Genomic DNA, 15363 nt, shown 5'->3' with positions numbered 1-15363 from the left:
CAAGGTTCGTCGAGCAGTACGACCGCTACGTGGGTATCAACAGCCGCGAGAGCAGCGTGCACACCATCGACAAGGTAGACGTCAAACCCAAGCGTGGCGCGCGCGTGGTCATGACCGTCAGCACGCTGCTGATTATCCTGATCATGGTCTCCCTCGGGCTGTGGTGGTGGAATGACAGCCGCGAGACGCCCAGCCGGGGGGCCGAGCCGGGCACCCTGGACGAGGTCCAGGTCGACTCGATGTTGCCCCCCGACAGCTTCACTTCCTCCTTTGGCGATGAGCCGAACGCGGACGCGGCCGTGGCGGATGAAGCGCTGAGCGAGCCGGCAGAGGGCGCCACCGCGCCAGCCTGTCGAACCGGCAGCGGCCGGGGAGCCAGCGCAGGTGCAGCCCAGCCCAGCGGCGGAGACGCCTGCGCCGTCGGCGGCGGCCCCGGTGAGCGCACCCGCTGCAGACCCTGCCGCTGCCCCAGCTCCTGCAGCCGCGAGCCAGGGCGGGTTGGTAATGACCTTCTCCGACAATTGCTGGGTGCAGGTCAGCACCACCGGGGGACGGGTGTTGCACAGTCGCCAGATGCAGCAGGGCGAGACACTGAATATCGACCGCCAGGGCCCGCTGGATCTGGTGATAGGCGCCGCCAATGCCGTGGCGACGATTGAATACAACGGGCAACCAGTCGAACTCCGGGCCAACGCCAGTTCCGGCGTCGCCCGGCTTCGACTGGGCCAGTAAGAGGTAACGCAATGCATCAGCAATCCCCGGTCGTACGCAGAAAGTCCCGCCAGATTCGCGTGGGCTCGGTACTGGTTGGCGGCGATGCACCCATTTCGGTGCAGAGCATGACCAACACCGAGACCTGCGACGTTGCGGCCACGGTGGCGCAGATCCGCCAACTGGAAGCCGTTGGTGCCGACATCGTCCGCGTATCGGTACCCAGCATGGAGGCCGCCGAGGCCTTCGGCGAAATCCGCAAGCAGGTCAACATGCCGCTGGTGGCGGACATCCATTTCGATTACAAGATCGCGCTGCGGGTGGCTGAGCTGGGCGTTGATTGCCTGCGCATCAACCCCGGCAATATCGGCCGCGAGGATCGCATCCGCGCGGTGGTCGACGCGGCGCGTCACCACGGCATCCCGATCCGCATCGGCGTCAACGCGGGTTCGCTGGAAAAGGACCTGCAGAAGAAGTACGGCGAGCCAACCCCCGAAGCCCTGCTGGAGTCGGCGCTGCGCCATGTCGATCATTTCGACAAGCTGGACTTCCAGGACTTCAAGGTCAGCGTCAAGGCCTCCGACGTATTCATGGCCGTTGGTGCCTATCGTCTGCTCGCTGCCCAGATCGACCAGCCGCTGCACCTGGGTATCACCGAGGCCGGCGGCCTGCGTTCGGGCACCGTGAAGTCCGCGGTCGGCCTGGGCATGCTGCTGGCCGAAGGCATCGGCGATACCATTCGCATTTCGCTGGCAGCCGACCCGGTCCAGGAGATCAAGGTCGGTTTCGATATTCTCAAGTCCCTGCGTCTGCGCTCCCGTGGCATCAACTTCATTGCCTGCCCGAGCTGCTCGCGGCAGAATTTCGATGTGGTCAAGACCATGAACGAGCTGGAAGCGCGCCTGGACGATGTGGTGGTGCCGCTGGACGTGGCCGTCATCGGCTGCGTGGTCAATGGTCCGGGCGAAGCCAAGGAAGCTGACATCGGCCTGGCCGGTGGCTCGCCGAACAACCTGGTCTATGTCGACGGGGCGCCGAGCCAGAAGGTGACCAACGATGACATGGTGGACCGCCTGGAAAAACTGATTCGCGACAAGGTGGCCGCCAAGCAGGCATTGGACGACAACACCATCGCCCGCGGCTGAGCCGCTGACAAGGAAAACGATTTTGAAGAACCTGCAAGCCGTGCGCGGCATGAACGACATCCTGCCCGCCGACAGCGCCCTGTGGCAATATCTTGAAAGCACCGTAGCCAAGGTTCTGGCCGGCTACGGTTATCAGCAGATCCGACTGCCCATCGTCGAGCCGACTGAACTGTTCAAGCGCTCCATCGGTGAAGTCACCGACATCGTCGAGAAGGAAATGTATACCTTTGCCGACCGTAATGGTGACTCCCTGACCCTGCGCCCCGAAGGCACCGCCGGCTGTGTCCGGGCGATGCTCGAGCATGGCCTGCTGGGCGGCGGCGTCAGCCACAAGGTCTGGTACACCGGACCGATGTTCCGCCATGAACGGCCGCAGAAAGGGCGTTACCGCCAGTTCCACCAGGTAGGCGTGGAAACCTTCAACCTGGGCGGCCCGGACATCGATGCCGAGCTGATCATCCTCAGCTGGCGGCTGTGGCGCATGCTCGGGCTGGACGAGGCGGTTACTCTTGAACTCAACAGCCTGGGCTCCAGTGCCGATCGGGCCCGTTACCGGGACGACCTGGTGGCCTATCTGCGCGAACGCTTCGACCAGCTCGATGAGGACAGCCAGCGCCGGCTCGAGAGCAATCCGCTGCGGGTTCTGGACAGCAAGAATCCTGACACCCAGGCGCTGCTGGCCGATGCCCCCAAGCTGGCCGACTATCTGAATGACGAGGCGCGTGACCATTTTGCGGGCCTGCGTGCCTTGCTGGATGCGGCCGGCATCCCTTACGTCGTCAACCCGCGGTTGGTCCGCGGGCTGGACTATTACGGATTGACGGTGTTCGAATGGGTGACCGATCGTCTGGGCGCCCAGGGCACCGTCTGTGCCGGCGGCCGTTATGACGGTCTGGTCGAGCAGCTTGGCGGCAAGCCGGCACCGGCGGTCGGCTTCGCCATGGGTGTCGAGCGGCTGCTGCTGTTGATCGAGACCCTGGGCAAGGTGCCCGCCGAACTGTCCCGGCAGATTGATGTCTATCTCGTCACCCTGGGTGCCGAGACGCAGCAGCCGGCCATTCGTCTGGCCGAACAGCTGCGCGACGCCTTGCCCGGCATACGTCTGGTAGTGCATTGTGGCGGCGGCAGTTTCAAGAGTCAGTTCAAGAAGGCCGACAAGTCCGGCGCGCTGTATGCGCTGATCCTCGGTGACGCGGAAGCGGCAGCGGGCCAGGTCGGCTTCAAGCCCCTGCGCGGGGACGGCGAGCAGTTGACGCTGGCCTGGGATGCGGTGCCGGAGCAACTGCGCAGGGTTTTGCAGTAACGGCGAATCAATCGGATGCGGTATAGGAGAGCAGGGTGAGTTACCAGACAGAAGAAGAACAGGTAGAACGGATCAAGGAAGTCTGGCACCGCCACGGTGTGCCCGTACTGACCGGTGTGGTCCTGGCGTTGGCCGGGGTATTCGGCTGGAACGGCTGGACCAACTACCAGGAGAACAAGGCCAGCAATGCCTCGGCGGTCTACCAGAGCATGCTCGAAAGCGTGCTGGAAGAGGACAGCGAGGCCGGCCGCACCCGCGCCGCCGAGCTGGCAGAAACCCTGCGCAAGGATTACCCCGGCACGCGCTACGCCAGCTATGCGGCCCTGATGCAGGCCCGCCTGGCGGTGGAAGCGGAAGACTTTGTCGCGGCTGAAGCGCTGCTGCGCGACGTTGCCGATGATGGCGATGATCCGGCCCTGCAGGAAATTGCGCGTCAGCGCCTGGCCCGCGTGCTGGGTCAGCTGGAGCGCGCCGAGGAAGCACTCGAGCTGTTCAATGAGCCGGTAACCGGCGAGCTGCTGGCCAGCCGCGAAGAAGTGCGTGGCGACCTGCTGTTGCGCCTGGACCGGGTAGCTGATGCACGCCAGGCCTATCAGGCCGCGTTGCAAGCCACTACCGACCCACGTACCCGGCCGCAATTGCAGCTGAAACTGGATGACCTGGCGGAGGAAGCCTCTTGAAGCTGATGTCCCGAACTCTGGCTGCCGGGCTCGCTGCCCTGCTGCTGGTCGGCTGTGGTAGTTCCGGCAAGAAGGAGCTGCCCCCGGCAGAACTGGAAAAATTCGATGCTGAGGTCCAACTGGAGCGCAGCTGGAAACGTAACATTGGCGTGGGCCAGGGCGAGCTGTTCAACAAGCTCCAGCCGACGCTTGATGGTCTGACCCTGTACGCCGCCGATGCCAAGGGCCGGGTCGTTGCCCTGGACCGGGACACCGGCGCGGTCAACTGGCAGGTCAAGCTGAAGGAGCCGCTGTCGGGCGCCGTGGGTGCCGGTGGTGGCCGGGTCATGCTGGGCACGCTCAGCGGCCTGGTCATCGTCCTCGACGAGGCCGATGGCAGCGAGCTCTGGCGCGCCCAGGTGTCCAGCGAAGTGCTGGCGCCGCCGCAGACCAATGGTGACGTGGTGGTGGTGCAGACCCAGGACGACAAACTGGTTGCGCTGGATATCGGTACCGGTGAGCAGCGCTGGCTGTATGAGTCCAGCCTGCCGGTACTGACCGTGCGTGGTCACAGCACCCCGATCGTCTCGCTGCACCGCGTGTATGCCGGCCTGGCCAGCGGCCGCGTGGTCGCCCTGGACGCACAGAACGGCATTCCCCTCTGGGAGCAGCGGATCGCCCAACCGGTCGGCCGCTCGGAGCTTGAGCGTATGGTCGACATTGACGGTCGGCTGACACTGGATGATCAGGTGCTCTACGCCGCGACCTATCAGGGCAACCTGGTGGCCATGGACGCTGAAACCGGCTCCATTCGCTGGCAGCGTCCGGCATCCAGCCATGCGGGTGCCGCGGTGGGTTTCGGTAGCGTCTACCTGACCGAAGCCGGCGGTGTCGTTGAAGCCTACGACCAGAATCGCGCCTCGCCGCTGTGGACCAACGACAGCCTGCAGCGGCGCCAGCTCACCGGGCCGGCCGCCTTCAGCAGCTACGTCGCCGTGGCGGACTTCGAAGGCTACCTGCATCTGCTGGCGCAGACCGACGGACGGTTGGTCGGCCGGGTGCGCGTAGACAGCAAGGGTGTCCGGGTAACGCCGATTGTGCAGGGCGATACCCTCTATGTGTATGGCAACAGCGGTGATCTGGCGGCTTACCAGCTGCGCTGAAGTCGAAACAGGTTATACTTTCCGGCCGCTGCCCACTGAAGGAGCAGCGGCCTTTTTGTTTTTGTTTGGCGCCAAAAGGTGCGCGGAGTAATCATGGTTCCTGTCATTGCCCTGGTGGGCCGGCCGAATGTCGGCAAATCCACGTTGTTCAACCGTCTGACCAAAAGTCGTGACGCCATAGTCGCCGACGTGGCCGGGTTGACCCGTGATCGCCAGTATGGCGAAGCCGTCTGGCAGGGTCAGCCCTTCATTGTCGTGGACACCGGCGGCCTGACTGGCGACGAGAACGGCATCGATACGCTGATGGCTGGGCAGTCGCTGCAGGCCATCGAAGAAGCGGACGCGGTGCTGTTTTTGGTCGATGCCCGGGCCGGCCGCACCGCCGGCGACGAGATGATCGCCGAGCATCTGCGCAAGCGCGACAAGCACACCTTCCTGATTGCCAACAAGATCGACGGAGCTGATCCGGACTCCATTGTCGGTGAGTTTGCGGCGTTGGGCCTGGGCGCGCCGATCGGTATCGCCGCAGCGCACGGGCGCAATATCAATCCGATGCTCGAAGCGGTGCTGGTCAAGGGCGACATCCAGACCGTAGAGCTTGATGAAGAAGGCAATCCCATCGAACGCCTGCCGGTCACCCCGATCGGCACCAAGATCGCGATCATTGGCCGGCCCAACGTCGGCAAGTCCACCCTGGTCAACCGCATGCTGGGTGAGGATCGGGTGGTGGTCTTCGACCAGGCCGGCACCACCCGGGACAGCATTTATATCCCCTACGAACGCCATGGCAAGCCCTACACCCTGATCGACACTGCCGGTGTGCGCCGCCGCGGCAAGGTATTCGAGGCCATCGAGAAGTTCTCGGTGATCAAGACCCTGCAGGCGATCCAGGATGCCAACGTGGTGATCTTCGTGGTCGACGCCCGGGACGGCATCGTCGAGCAGGATCTGCACCTGCTGGGCTTCGTGCTGGAATCCGGCCGCGCCCTGGTGGTTGCCATCAACAAATGGGATGGCATGGAGCAGGGCGAGAAGGAATACGTCAAGAAGGAGTTGGAGCGCCGGCTGATCTTCACCCAGTTTGCCGATCAGCACTTCATTTCCGCGCTGCATGGTAGCGGGGTAGGGCTACTCTACAAGTCGGTGGATCAGGCCTATGAAAGCGCCATGACCAAAATCCCGACCAAGCGCATGACCGAGATTCTTGAAGCTGCCGTGGCCGAGCATCAGCCGCCGCTGGTCAATGGCCGCCGCATCAAGCTGCGGTATGCCCACCTGGGTGGCTCCAACCCGCCGATCATCGTCATCCACGGTAACCAGGTGGACGCGGTGCCGCGCTCCTACACCCGCTACCTGGAAAACATCTTTCGCAAGGTGCTCAAATTGTCCGGCACGCCGATCCGTATCGAGTACAAGGGCGGCGACAACCCCTTTGCGGAGAAGAAGAACAAGCTGTCCGAGCGTCAGGTGAACAAGAAGCGTCGCCTGATGAGCCATCACAAGAAGGCCGAGAAAAAGCGCAAGGACAAGCGCTGACAGTCTGCTTTACCCCAGGAACCCCACGCGGCTGCGTGGGGTTCTCTTCCTCGATGTAACTCCCCATTGCCTGCCCATCGCCTATCTTCCTTCTCGGGTGCGCATTGCTGCGCCCAGCTTTTCTGTTGTCCCAATGCCGACACCACGCCCTATATGCAACCAGTTGCACAACCAGGCCCGGATTGCTAATTTAGACGCCTGATGCAGCACCCGCTCCGCCCATGACTGGCGGCGGCCGGGGCTGTCGAGATCGACGTCGTGAAAAGGAAGCAGCCATGCAACAGACACTTTTATCGTCGGCAGCCCAGCGCACCCTCGAGGCCTGGCATCACATTCTCGAGCGCAACGCCATGGAGGAGCTCGATCCCTGGCTGGCCGAGGAGATCGTGTTCCGCTCACCGGTCGCGCACCAACCCTACCCGGGCAAGGCAGCCATCAAGTTGGTGCTGAAAAACGTCAATCAGGTCTTTGAGAACTTTACCTACCATCGCAGCTTCGTCAGCGATGACGGCAGCAGCGCTGTGCTGGAGTTCAGTGCCCACGTCAATGGCAAGCAGCTCAAGGGGATCGACATGCTGCGCTTTGACGAGGCGGGCCGGATTCTCGAATTCGAAGTTATGGTGCGACCGCTCAGCGGCCTGCAGGCGCTGGCCGAGGAGATGGGCAAGCGGATGGCGCCCCATGCGGCCGTGCTGAAAGGTCAAGCGGGCGCCTGACCCGTTCATATCAACCCCGTTTTCCTGTGGAGTGACAATGTCTCTACCTGATCTGCTCAAGGGCCGGCTGTCCATCCCGGTTGTCGGCTCGCCGCTGTTTATCATCTCCAATCCCGATCTGGTCATCGCCCAGTGCAAGGCCGGCGTGGTGGGATCCTTCCCTTCGCTCAATGCGCGGCCGGTGGAGATATTCGAGCAATGGCTGCAGCGCATCACCAGCGAGCTGGATGAATACAACGCCCAACATCCGGACCGGCCGGCTGCGCCCTTTGCGGTCAACCAGATCGTGCACAAGTCCAACGACCGCCTGGAGCAGGATCTGGCGCTCTGTGTGAAGTACAAGGTGCCGATAGTCATCACCTCGCTGGGCGCGCGGGAGGACGTCAACAACGCCGTGCATTCCTACGGCGGCATCGTGTTGCATGACGTGATCAACAACTTCTACGCGAAAAAAGCGATCGAGAAGGGCGCCGATGGGCTGATCGCCGTGGCCGCCGGCGCTGGCGGCCATGCCGGCACGCTGTCGCCCTTTGCGCTGATCCATGAGATCCGGGAATGGTTCGACGGGCCGCTGCTGCTGTCCGGGGCCATTTCCAATGGCAACACCATTCTCGCGGCCCAGGCAGCGGGCGCGGACCTGGCCTACATCGGCTCGGCGTTTATCGCCACGGAGGAAGCCAACGCCCAGCAGGCCTACAAGGACATGATCGTCGGCAGTACCGCGTCGGATATTGTCTATTCCAACCTGTTTACCGGCGTGCATGGCAACTACCTGAAGCAGAGCATCATCAACAGCGGGCTGGACCCGGCCGACCTGCCCGAATCGGACCCCTCGAAGATGAATTTCGGCTCCGGTGGCAGTACCAAGGCCAAAGCCTGGCGGGATATCTGGGGGGCCGGGCAGGGCGTCGGTGCGGTGAAGCAGGTGGTGCCTGCCGCGGCGTTGATCCAGCGCTTGCAGCGGGAATATCAGGCTGCGCGAGAGCGTCTGGCGGCCCTGTAATCCCGGCGCATTGCGCCTATCTGGACTCCGTCCCGACCAGCCTGGCAACGGCGCACATTGGTCGGGCGGAGGTTGGCCGTCCTGGTCATTCCACCAGCGGCAGGGTCTCCTCGGCCCAGGTCAGCCAGTTTTCTTCGGTCCTGATGCCCATGCGCAGCACGGCATGCTGCAGTTTCTGCGCCTGGCCCATGGCTGGATCGGAGAAGTCGCGCCGCTCGATATCGCGGTACATCTGCAGGCGCTGGCGATGCTGCTCAATCAGCCGCCGCAGCTCGCTAGCCACCCCCAAGGGTCCTAAGACCGCTTCGGCCCGCAACTTGATCAACAAGGCCTGGTCAGCGCTGCCAGTGCCGGGTTCGACCACCCAGCGGGCCAGCTCTTCGCGGCCAGCGTCAAGCACATGGTAGGTTTTCTTGCGGCGTCCGGTACCGGCCGGCTCATGCTCGACCAGCAGCCAGCCGGCGTCGGTCATGCGGCCCAGTTCGCGGTAGATCTGTTGGTGAGTTGCTCGCCAGAAGTAGCCGATCGAGTGATCGAACCGGTTGGCCAGCTCATAGCCGGAGGAAGGTTTTTCCAGCAGCGAGGTCAGCAGCGCATGTTGAATGGACATGGAGCGATTCTAGTGGCGCAGCCGCCTGGAAAACAAGCATCGGGGGTGAGTCAGCGAGCCCACGACTGCCCAGGCAGACCGGAACGGGCTCCGGCCTGCCTGGGCGGCGCAGCGGTATGGACGTTCAGGCCGCCTGGGCCTGAGCGTGGCGCTTGGCCCGGTTCAACGCGCTGAACAGGGCGCGGAAACTGGCCGCGGTGAGGTTTGCGTCAATGCCAATGCCATGCAGCGGGCGGCCATTGGCCAGACGGATCTCGATATAGGCGACCGCCTTGGCATCGCTCCCCGAGCCGATTGCGTGCTCGTGGTAATCCATGATCTCCAGGGTCTCCGGCAAGCCGGCGACCAGTGCTTCCAGCGGGCCCTTGCCCACGCCGCGCCAGTGCTGGGTAGTGCCGGCGTCGAGGACTTCCACATCCACTGCGCTGGTGCCATTTTCCTCCTGCAGGCGGTGGCGAACCAGAGCGTAGGGACTGGTGGCTTGCAGATACTCGCGCTCCAATAACCCGTGGATCTGCGCGGCCGTCATCTCCAGGCCCAGGCGATCGGTTTCGGCCTGGACCACCTGGCTGAACTCGATCTGCAGGCGGCGCGGCAGACTGATGCCGTATTCCTGTTCCAGCAGATAGGTGATGCCGCCCTTGCCGGACTGGCTGTTGACCCGGATGACCGCCTCATAGCTGCGGCCGATGTCCGCCGGATCGATAGGCAGGTAGGGGACTTCCCAGATGCCATTCGGATCCTGCTGGGCAAAGCCCTTGCGGATCGCATCCTGATGCGAGCCGGAGAAGGCGGTATGCACCAGGTCGCCGACATACGGATGGCGGGGATGAACCGGGAGCTGGTTGCACTCCTCGACCACTTTGCGCACGGCGTCGATGTCGGAGAAGTCGAGCTTGGGGTCCACACCCTGGGTGTACAGGTTCAGTGCCAAGGTTACCAGGCAGACGTTGCCGGTACGCTCGCCGTTGCCGAACAGGCAGCCCTCGACGCGGTCGGCGCCGGCCATGACCGCCAGTTCGGACGCTGCGACACCGGTGCCCCGGTCGTTGTGGGTGTGCACGCTGATCAGTACGCTGTCCCGGCGATCGATATGCCGGCCGAACCACTCGATCTGGTCGGCGTAGTTGTTCGGCGTAGCGCACTCGATGGTCGCCGGCAGGTTGAGGATCAGCTTGTTCTGCGGGGTCGGCTCGAACACGCCAATCACGGCGTTGCAGACCTCAACCGCAAACTCGGTTTCGGTGGAACTGAACACCTCGGGGGAGTACTCGAAGCGCCACTGGGTTTCCGGTGCGGCTTCAGCCAGACGGCGAATGGTCTTGCCCGCGGCAACGGCGATCGCCTTCACGCCGGCCTGGTCCTGATGGAAGACGATCTTGCGGAAGGCCGGCGCGCAGGCGTTGTAGTAATGCACTATGGCCTGCTTGGCACCTTTGACCGACTCGAAGGTACGTTCGATCAGGTCATCGCGGGCCTGGGTCAGCACCTGGATGGTCACGTCATCGGGAATATGCCCGCCCTCGATCAACTCACGCACGAAGTCGAAATCCGTCTGCGAAGCGGAGGGGAAGCCGACCTCGATTTCCTTGACGCCCACCGCCACCAGGCACTTGAAAAAGCGCATCTTCTTTTCCGCATCCATCGGCTCGATCAGCGACTGGTTACCGTCGCGCAGGTCGGTAGACAGCCAGATCGGCGCCTGTTGGATAACCTTGTCCGGCCAGGTGCGGTCGGGCAGGGCGATGGGGGTGAACGGACGATATTTACTGGATGGGTCAGCGAGCATGGTCATGGCGAAAATCCTGTTCTGTGTGCGAAACGGCCTGGGCGGCCAACGGTCGGGTAGAGCCAAGGGCGTCAGTGACGCAGTCGGCGGCTGACCAGGCAGAGGCAGGCATGCTGCCGGAGGGTGAAGAGTGTCTGTGGTGTTTTCATGCTGAAAACTTTACGACTATGCGGCTTTGATGGCAATAACCGGGATGAGAAAGCAATTTATCGCCGCGCTGTTCGTGTTTTGGGGTGTTTTCGTGCGTGAGAGGCGGGTTTTTCCGTTTCCGGCGACAGATTCCGGCGCGCCCGAGCGGCGCGCCGGAAAAAGATCAACCCAGCGAGGTCGTGCCTGGCTGGGCGGCGGCCTGCCGGGGCAGACTCATCTGGCGCAGGTCACTGCCGCTCGGATGCTGGAAAACGCTCAAGCCAAATTCCGGCAGGATGGCCATCAGGTGATCGAAGATATCCGCCTGGATACCCTCGTAATCCGCCCAAGCCACGGTGTTGGTGAAGCAATACAACTCCATCGGCAAGCCATCGGCGGTGGGCGCCAGCTGGCGCACCATCAGGGTCATGTTCTGGTGAATGCCCGGATGGCTGCGCAGGTAACGATCCACGTAGGCGCGGAAGGTGCCGACATTGGTGATCCGCCGCGTGTTGACCGGCTCCTGGCCTTGCTCTTCAAGCTGGCGGTTCCAGTCGTCGATATCGGCCTGCTTTTCCTTGAGGTAATCACTGAGCAGGCGGAACCGGTGCAGGTGGCGGCATTCGTCTGCGTCCAAAAAATGCACGCTCTGCTGGTCGAGCATGATGCTGCGCTTGATCCGCCGGCCACCGGACTCCTGCATGCCGCGCCAGTTCTTGAACGGGTCGCTGATCAGGCGCTTGGTGGGAATGGTGGTGATGGTCTTGTCCCAGTTCTGCACCTTGACGGTATGCAGGGAGATATCGATGACATCACCGTCGGCGCTCAGGGCCGGCATTTCCACCCAATCGCCCACCCGGACGATGTCGTTGGAGCTGATCTGCACACTGGCCACCAGCGACAGCAAAGTGTCCTGGAAGATCAACATCAGCACCGCTGCCATGGCCCCGAGACCGGAGAGCAGGATCAGTGGCGAACGGTCGATCAGGGTGGCAATGATCAGGATGGTCGCTATCGAATAGATGACGATATTGATGACCTGGATGTAGCCCTTGATCGGCTTCATCCGGGCCTTGGGGCGTCGCTCATACAGCGTGTTGACCAGGGTCAGCGCATTGGCGATGGCGATGGCGATCGTGAGGATGATGAAGGCGCCACAGACGTTGCGGACGATGGTGACCAGGGTCTCCGACAGACCGGGGATCAGGCCTATGCCGATGGAGAGGATCAGCGCCGGAACGATATTGGCCAGCCGGGAAATGACATGGGAGTCATGCAGCGCACGGTCGGTGCCGACCGGTGTGGAACGCAGCAGGTGCATCAGGCCGCGAATGAGGATGCGCTTGACGATCCAGTTGGCGATCCAGGCGCCGATGATCAGGGCCGAGAGGGCGAGCAGGCTATAGAGCTGGGGGTATTCTTCCAGCCACAGGATGAGATCGTTGTATTGGGATTGCATGGCAGTTCCGAGTATCGAGTGGGTTGGCGCCGGTCAGCGGCGCGGGCACATCCTAGCAAAGACCGATGACAGATGTTGGATGGTCAGTCCAGCAGCGGCAGCGTATGCGGCTGGTCATTCTCGACCCGCAGGGTGAGCTGCCCATCATGCAGCCGGGCCTGGAGTTTCTGGCCGGGGCGGGTGTCGCTGCGGCTGCGCACCGCCCGGCCCTGGCCGTCCAACAGAATGCTGTATCCGCGGCCCAGTGTCGCCAGCGGGCTGACCAGTTGCAGGGTCTGCACGGCGTTCCCCAACTGCTGGCGGCGCTGCTCCAGTCGTTGCTGCATGACGCGCGGCAGGCGCTGGCGCAGCTGTTCGAGACGCTCGCCCAGCAGGGCCAGCCGGCGCCCGGGGTGCTGATGCTGCAAGCGGCCTTGCAGGTGCTCCAGGCGCTGACGCCGGTGTTGCAGGCGATGATGCAGGGCGCGCTGCATGCGCATTTCCAGTTCATCCAATCGCTGGGCCTGCTGCGCCAGGCGCTCGCCGGGGTGGCGGAGCCGCTTGCGCAGGTTATCCAGCCGCAGGCTGTCGCGGGCCAGGCGGACCTTCATGCACTGCTGCAACTGCCGGTGGCTGCGCTGCAGCTGGACCATCATGGCCTGGGTGTCCGGGCTCAGCAGTTCAGCGGCCGCCGACGGGGTCGGGGCCCGCAGGTCGGCGACGAAGTCACTGATCGAAACGTCGGTTTCATGGCCCACCGCGCTGATGATAGGGGTGCGGCAGGCGGCCACGGCGCGGGCGACCATTTCCTCGTTGAATGGCCACAGATCCTCCAGCGAGCCACCGCCGCGGGCGAGGATGAGCGCATCGAAGCCGGCGCGGTCGGCCCGTTCCAGCGCGCGGACGATCTGCGGGGCGGCGTCCCGACCCTGCACGGCGGTGGGGCTGATGATCAGCTCGATAAAGGGCGCGCGCCGCCCGAACACGTTGATGATGTCGCGCACCGCCGCGCCGCTGGGAGAGGTGATCACACCGATGCGGGATGGATGCGTCGGTAGCGGCCGCTTGCGCTCCGCGGCAAACAGGCCTTCCGCCTGCAGCTTGGCCTTGAGCGCCTCGAACGCCTGGCGCAAGGCGCCATCGCCAGCGGGCTCCAGGCTGTCGATGATCATCTGGTAATCGCCACGCCCTTCATACAGGCTCACTCGGCCCCGCGCCTGCACCAACAGGCCGTCGCGCAGATCCATGCGGATCCGGGCGGCATTCTGTCGGAAAAGTGCGCAGCGCACCTGGGCGCCGCTGTCCTTGAGGGTGAAATACAGATGCCCCGAAGACGGCCGGGCCAGGTTGGACAATTCGCCCTCAACCCAGACCCGTGGGAAGACCTCTTCCAGCAGGCTGCGGGCCCTGGCATTGAGCTGGCTGATGGTGAGCACTTCGCGTTCTGTGCCCAACCGGCGGAAAATAGCGTCATCATTGTTCATGTGCGCATCTTACCAGCAGGCGCTGGCGGTTTACCTCTTTGTGATGATTCCAATTGAGTACCGCTGGCTGCATGGGTATAATGGCGCGCTTCCATTTTCCCGCTCGGGAGCCCCTGCTATGCTGCGTATTCGCCAAGAAGCCCTTACTTTCGATGATGTCCTGTTGGTGCCCGGTTATTCCGAAGTGCTGCCGAAGGACGTCTCTCTCAAAACGCACCTGACCCGCGGGATTGAGCTGAGCATTCCGCTGATGTCAGCGGCCATGGACACCGTGACCGAAGCCCGCCTGGCGATTGCCATGGCCCAGGAAGGCGGCATCGGCATCATCCACAAGAACATGACCATCGAGCAGCAGGCCAACGAGGTTCGCAAGGTCAAGAAGTTCGAGGCTGGCGTTGTCAAGGACCCGATCACCATTGGGGCTGACGCGACCGTGGCCGAACTGTTCGAGCTGACTCACCAGAACAATATTTCCGGTGTACCGGTGCTGTACAACGACGACCTGGTCGGTATCGTCACCTCCCGGGATATCCGCTTCGAAACGCGCCTGGATGCCAAGGTGCGCGAAGTGATGACGCCGAAAGAGCGTCTGGTCACCGTCAAGGAAGGCTCGTCCACCAGTGAAGTGCGCAAGTTGCTGCACAAGCATCGCATCGAGCGAGTACTGGTTGTCGATGACGCTTTCCGCCTCAAGGGCATGATGACCGTCAATGACATCGAGAAGGCCAAGGCCTACCCGCTGGCCAGCAAGGACGAGCAGGGTCGCCTGCGGGTCGGCGCGGCCGTGGGTACCGGTGCCGAGACCCCTGAACGTGTGACTGCACTGGTCAAGGCCGGCGTCGACGTGATCATTGTCGACACCGCCCATGGTCACTCCAAGGGCGTGATCGAGCGCGTTCGCTGGGTCAAGCAGACCTTCCCCGAGATCCAGGTGGTTGGTGGCAACATCGCCACTGGCGCCGCCGCGCTGGCACTGGTCGCGGCCGGCGCCGATGCGGTCAAGGTGGGCATTGGCCCGGGCTCCATCTGCACCACCCGTATCGTTGCCGGGGTGGGCGTGCCCCAGGTGTCGGCCATCGCCGACGTGGCCGCTGCCCTCAAGGACACCGGCGTGCCGCTGATTGCCGACGGCGGTATCCGCTTCTCCGGCGATCTGGCCAAGGCGATCGCCGCCGGCGCTTCGGTGGTGATGATGGGGTCCATGTTCGCCGGTACCGAAGAGGCACCGGGTGAAATCGAACTCTTCCAGGGCCGTTCCTACAAGGCCTACCGTGGCATGGGCTCGCTGGGCGCGATGGCCAATTCCGGTGGTGGTTCGGCTGACCGTTACTTCCAGGACGCCGGTGCCGGCGCCGAGAAGCTGGTGCCCGAAGGCATCGAAGGGCGCGTGCCGTACAAAGGTCCGCTGGCGGCGATCCTGCATCAGTTGATGGGCGGCCTGCGCGCCTCCATGGGTTACACCGGTTGCGCCAGCATTGACGAGATGCGCGTCAAGCCGGAGTTCGTGCGCATTACCGGTGCCGGCATGAGCGAATCCCACGTGCACGATGTACAAATTACCAAAGAGGCGCCGAACTACCGGGTCAGCTGACCCGGCACAGCCGTCAGCCACAAGCTACCCGCGGCATGCGCTCCAGTGCCGCGGGCAACTCGCAGTTCAGACCATTATCGAGAAGA

The 15363-nt window shown here is 63.4% G+C and carries 13 protein-coding genes; 9 read left to right on the top strand and 4 right to left on the bottom strand.

Features of this window, described 5'->3' with window-relative positions:
• The first annotated feature begins 504 nt into the window (after nucleotides 1–504).
• From VG99_RS16430 to VG99_RS04870, 8 genes are all read left to right on the top strand, one after another.
• Nucleotides 505–732: a DUF4115 domain-containing protein gene (locus tag VG99_RS16430; RefSeq protein WP_082049988.1), complete on the top strand. Its 228-nt coding sequence runs from the start codon at nucleotides 505–507 to the stop codon at nucleotides 730–732.
• 11 nt (nucleotides 733–743) lie between these two features.
• Nucleotides 744–1856 (top strand): flavodoxin-dependent (E)-4-hydroxy-3-methylbut-2-enyl-diphosphate synthase, encoded by a 1113-nt coding sequence (gene ispG / locus VG99_RS04900; RefSeq protein WP_044498589.1) that lies wholly within the window; start codon nucleotides 744–746, stop codon nucleotides 1854–1856.
• 19 nt (nucleotides 1857–1875) lie between these two features.
• A complete protein-coding gene (gene hisS, locus VG99_RS04895; RefSeq protein WP_044498588.1) occupies nucleotides 1876–3159 on the top strand; it encodes a histidine--tRNA ligase in 1284 nt (427 codons plus the stop codon).
• Between the two features lie 35 nt (nucleotides 3160–3194).
• A complete protein-coding gene (locus tag VG99_RS04890) occupies nucleotides 3195–3839 on the top strand; it encodes a YfgM family protein (protein ID WP_044498587.1) in 645 nt (214 codons plus the stop codon).
• 5 nt (nucleotides 3840–3844) lie between these two features.
• The gene (gene bamB / locus VG99_RS04885; RefSeq protein ID WP_044501448.1) at nucleotides 3845–4981 is read left to right on the top strand and encodes an outer membrane protein assembly factor BamB; all 1137 of its coding nucleotides are present in this window, start codon (nucleotides 3845–3847) and stop codon (nucleotides 4979–4981) included.
• A 93-nt stretch (nucleotides 4982–5074) separates the two neighbouring features.
• Nucleotides 5075–6517 carry a ribosome biogenesis GTPase Der gene (gene der / locus VG99_RS04880; RefSeq protein ID WP_044498586.1) on the top strand — a complete coding sequence of 481 codons (1443 nt, stop codon included), beginning with the start codon at nucleotides 5075–5077 and terminating at the stop codon, nucleotides 6515–6517.
• A 275-nt stretch (nucleotides 6518–6792) separates the two neighbouring features.
• On the top strand, nucleotides 6793–7233 hold the full coding sequence (locus VG99_RS04875; RefSeq protein ID WP_044498585.1) for a nuclear transport factor 2 family protein: 441 nt from the start codon (nucleotides 6793–6795) through the stop codon (nucleotides 7231–7233).
• Between the two features lie 37 nt (nucleotides 7234–7270).
• Nucleotides 7271–8236, top strand: coding sequence for an NAD(P)H-dependent flavin oxidoreductase (locus tag VG99_RS04870; protein ID WP_044498584.1), 966 nt, complete (start codon nucleotides 7271–7273; stop codon nucleotides 8234–8236).
• Between the two features lie 85 nt (nucleotides 8237–8321).
• Here the strand turns inward: VG99_RS04870 and VG99_RS04865 are convergent, their stop codons facing one another.
• The 4 genes from VG99_RS04865 to xseA all read right to left on the bottom strand — a co-directional run bounded on the left by VG99_RS04865 (nucleotide 8322) and on the right by xseA (nucleotide 13686).
• The gene (locus VG99_RS04865; protein ID WP_044498583.1) at nucleotides 8322–8846 is read right to left on the bottom strand and encodes a PadR family transcriptional regulator; all 525 of its coding nucleotides are present in this window, start codon (nucleotides 8844–8846) and stop codon (nucleotides 8322–8324) included.
• 124 nt (nucleotides 8847–8970) lie between these two features.
• Nucleotides 8971–10641: a 2-isopropylmalate synthase gene (gene leuA / locus VG99_RS04860; protein WP_044498582.1), complete on the bottom strand. Its 1671-nt coding sequence runs from the start codon at nucleotides 10639–10641 to the stop codon at nucleotides 8971–8973.
• A gap of 307 nt (nucleotides 10642–10948) precedes the next feature.
• The gene (locus VG99_RS04855) at nucleotides 10949–12223 is read right to left on the bottom strand and encodes a mechanosensitive ion channel family protein (protein ID WP_044498581.1); all 1275 of its coding nucleotides are present in this window, start codon (nucleotides 12221–12223) and stop codon (nucleotides 10949–10951) included.
• Between the two features lie 83 nt (nucleotides 12224–12306).
• Entirely contained in the window at nucleotides 12307–13686 is a 1380-nt protein-coding gene (gene xseA / locus VG99_RS04850; protein ID WP_044498580.1) for an exodeoxyribonuclease VII large subunit, read from the bottom strand.
• A gap of 118 nt (nucleotides 13687–13804) precedes the next feature.
• Here xseA and guaB point away from each other — a divergent pair, with 118 nt between their 5' ends.
• Nucleotides 13805–15277, top strand: a complete 1473-nt coding sequence (gene guaB, locus VG99_RS04845) for an IMP dehydrogenase (protein WP_044498579.1) — start codon at nucleotides 13805–13807, stop codon at nucleotides 15275–15277.
• The last annotated feature ends 86 nt before the right edge of the window (nucleotides 15278–15363 follow it).

Origin of the sequence: Pseudomonas saudimassiliensis, from assembly GCF_000939975.1 — a bacterium.
GTDB lineage: Bacteria > Pseudomonadota > Gammaproteobacteria > Pseudomonadales > Pseudomonadaceae > Halopseudomonas > Halopseudomonas saudimassiliensis.
This window is presented reverse-complemented; position numbering and strand designations above follow the sequence as displayed.

What these genes read in the sequence shown, in the direction of transcription:
- VG99_RS16430 (WP_082049988.1), top strand. Translation starts at nt 505, where the DNA reads ATGACCTTCTCCGACAATTGCTGGGTGCAGGTCAGCACCACCGGGGGA.
- ispG (WP_044498589.1), top strand. Translation starts at nt 744, where the DNA reads ATGCATCAGCAATCCCCGGTCGTACGCAGAAAGTCCCGCCAGATTCGC.
- bamB (WP_044501448.1), top strand. Translation starts at nt 3,845, where the DNA reads ATGTCCCGAACTCTGGCTGCCGGGCTCGCTGCCCTGCTGCTGGTCGGC.
- der (WP_044498586.1), top strand. Translation starts at nt 5,075, where the DNA reads ATGGTTCCTGTCATTGCCCTGGTGGGCCGGCCGAATGTCGGCAAATCC.
- VG99_RS04875 (WP_044498585.1), top strand. Translation starts at nt 6,793, where the DNA reads ATGCAACAGACACTTTTATCGTCGGCAGCCCAGCGCACCCTCGAGGCC.
- VG99_RS04870 (WP_044498584.1), top strand. Translation starts at nt 7,271, where the DNA reads ATGTCTCTACCTGATCTGCTCAAGGGCCGGCTGTCCATCCCGGTTGTC.
- VG99_RS04865 (WP_044498583.1), bottom strand. Translation starts at nt 8,846, where the DNA reads ATGTCCATTCAACATGCGCTGCTGACCTCGCTGCTGGAAAAACCTTCC.
- leuA (WP_044498582.1), bottom strand. Translation starts at nt 10,641, where the DNA reads ATGACCATGCTCGCTGACCCATCCAGTAAATATCGTCCGTTCACCCCC.
- VG99_RS04855 (WP_044498581.1), bottom strand. Translation starts at nt 12,223, where the DNA reads ATGCAATCCCAATACAACGATCTCATCCTGTGGCTGGAAGAATACCCC.
- xseA (WP_044498580.1), bottom strand. Translation starts at nt 13,686, where the DNA reads ATGAACAATGATGACGCTATTTTCCGCCGGTTGGGCACAGAACGCGAA.
- guaB (WP_044498579.1), top strand. Translation starts at nt 13,805, where the DNA reads ATGCTGCGTATTCGCCAAGAAGCCCTTACTTTCGATGATGTCCTGTTG.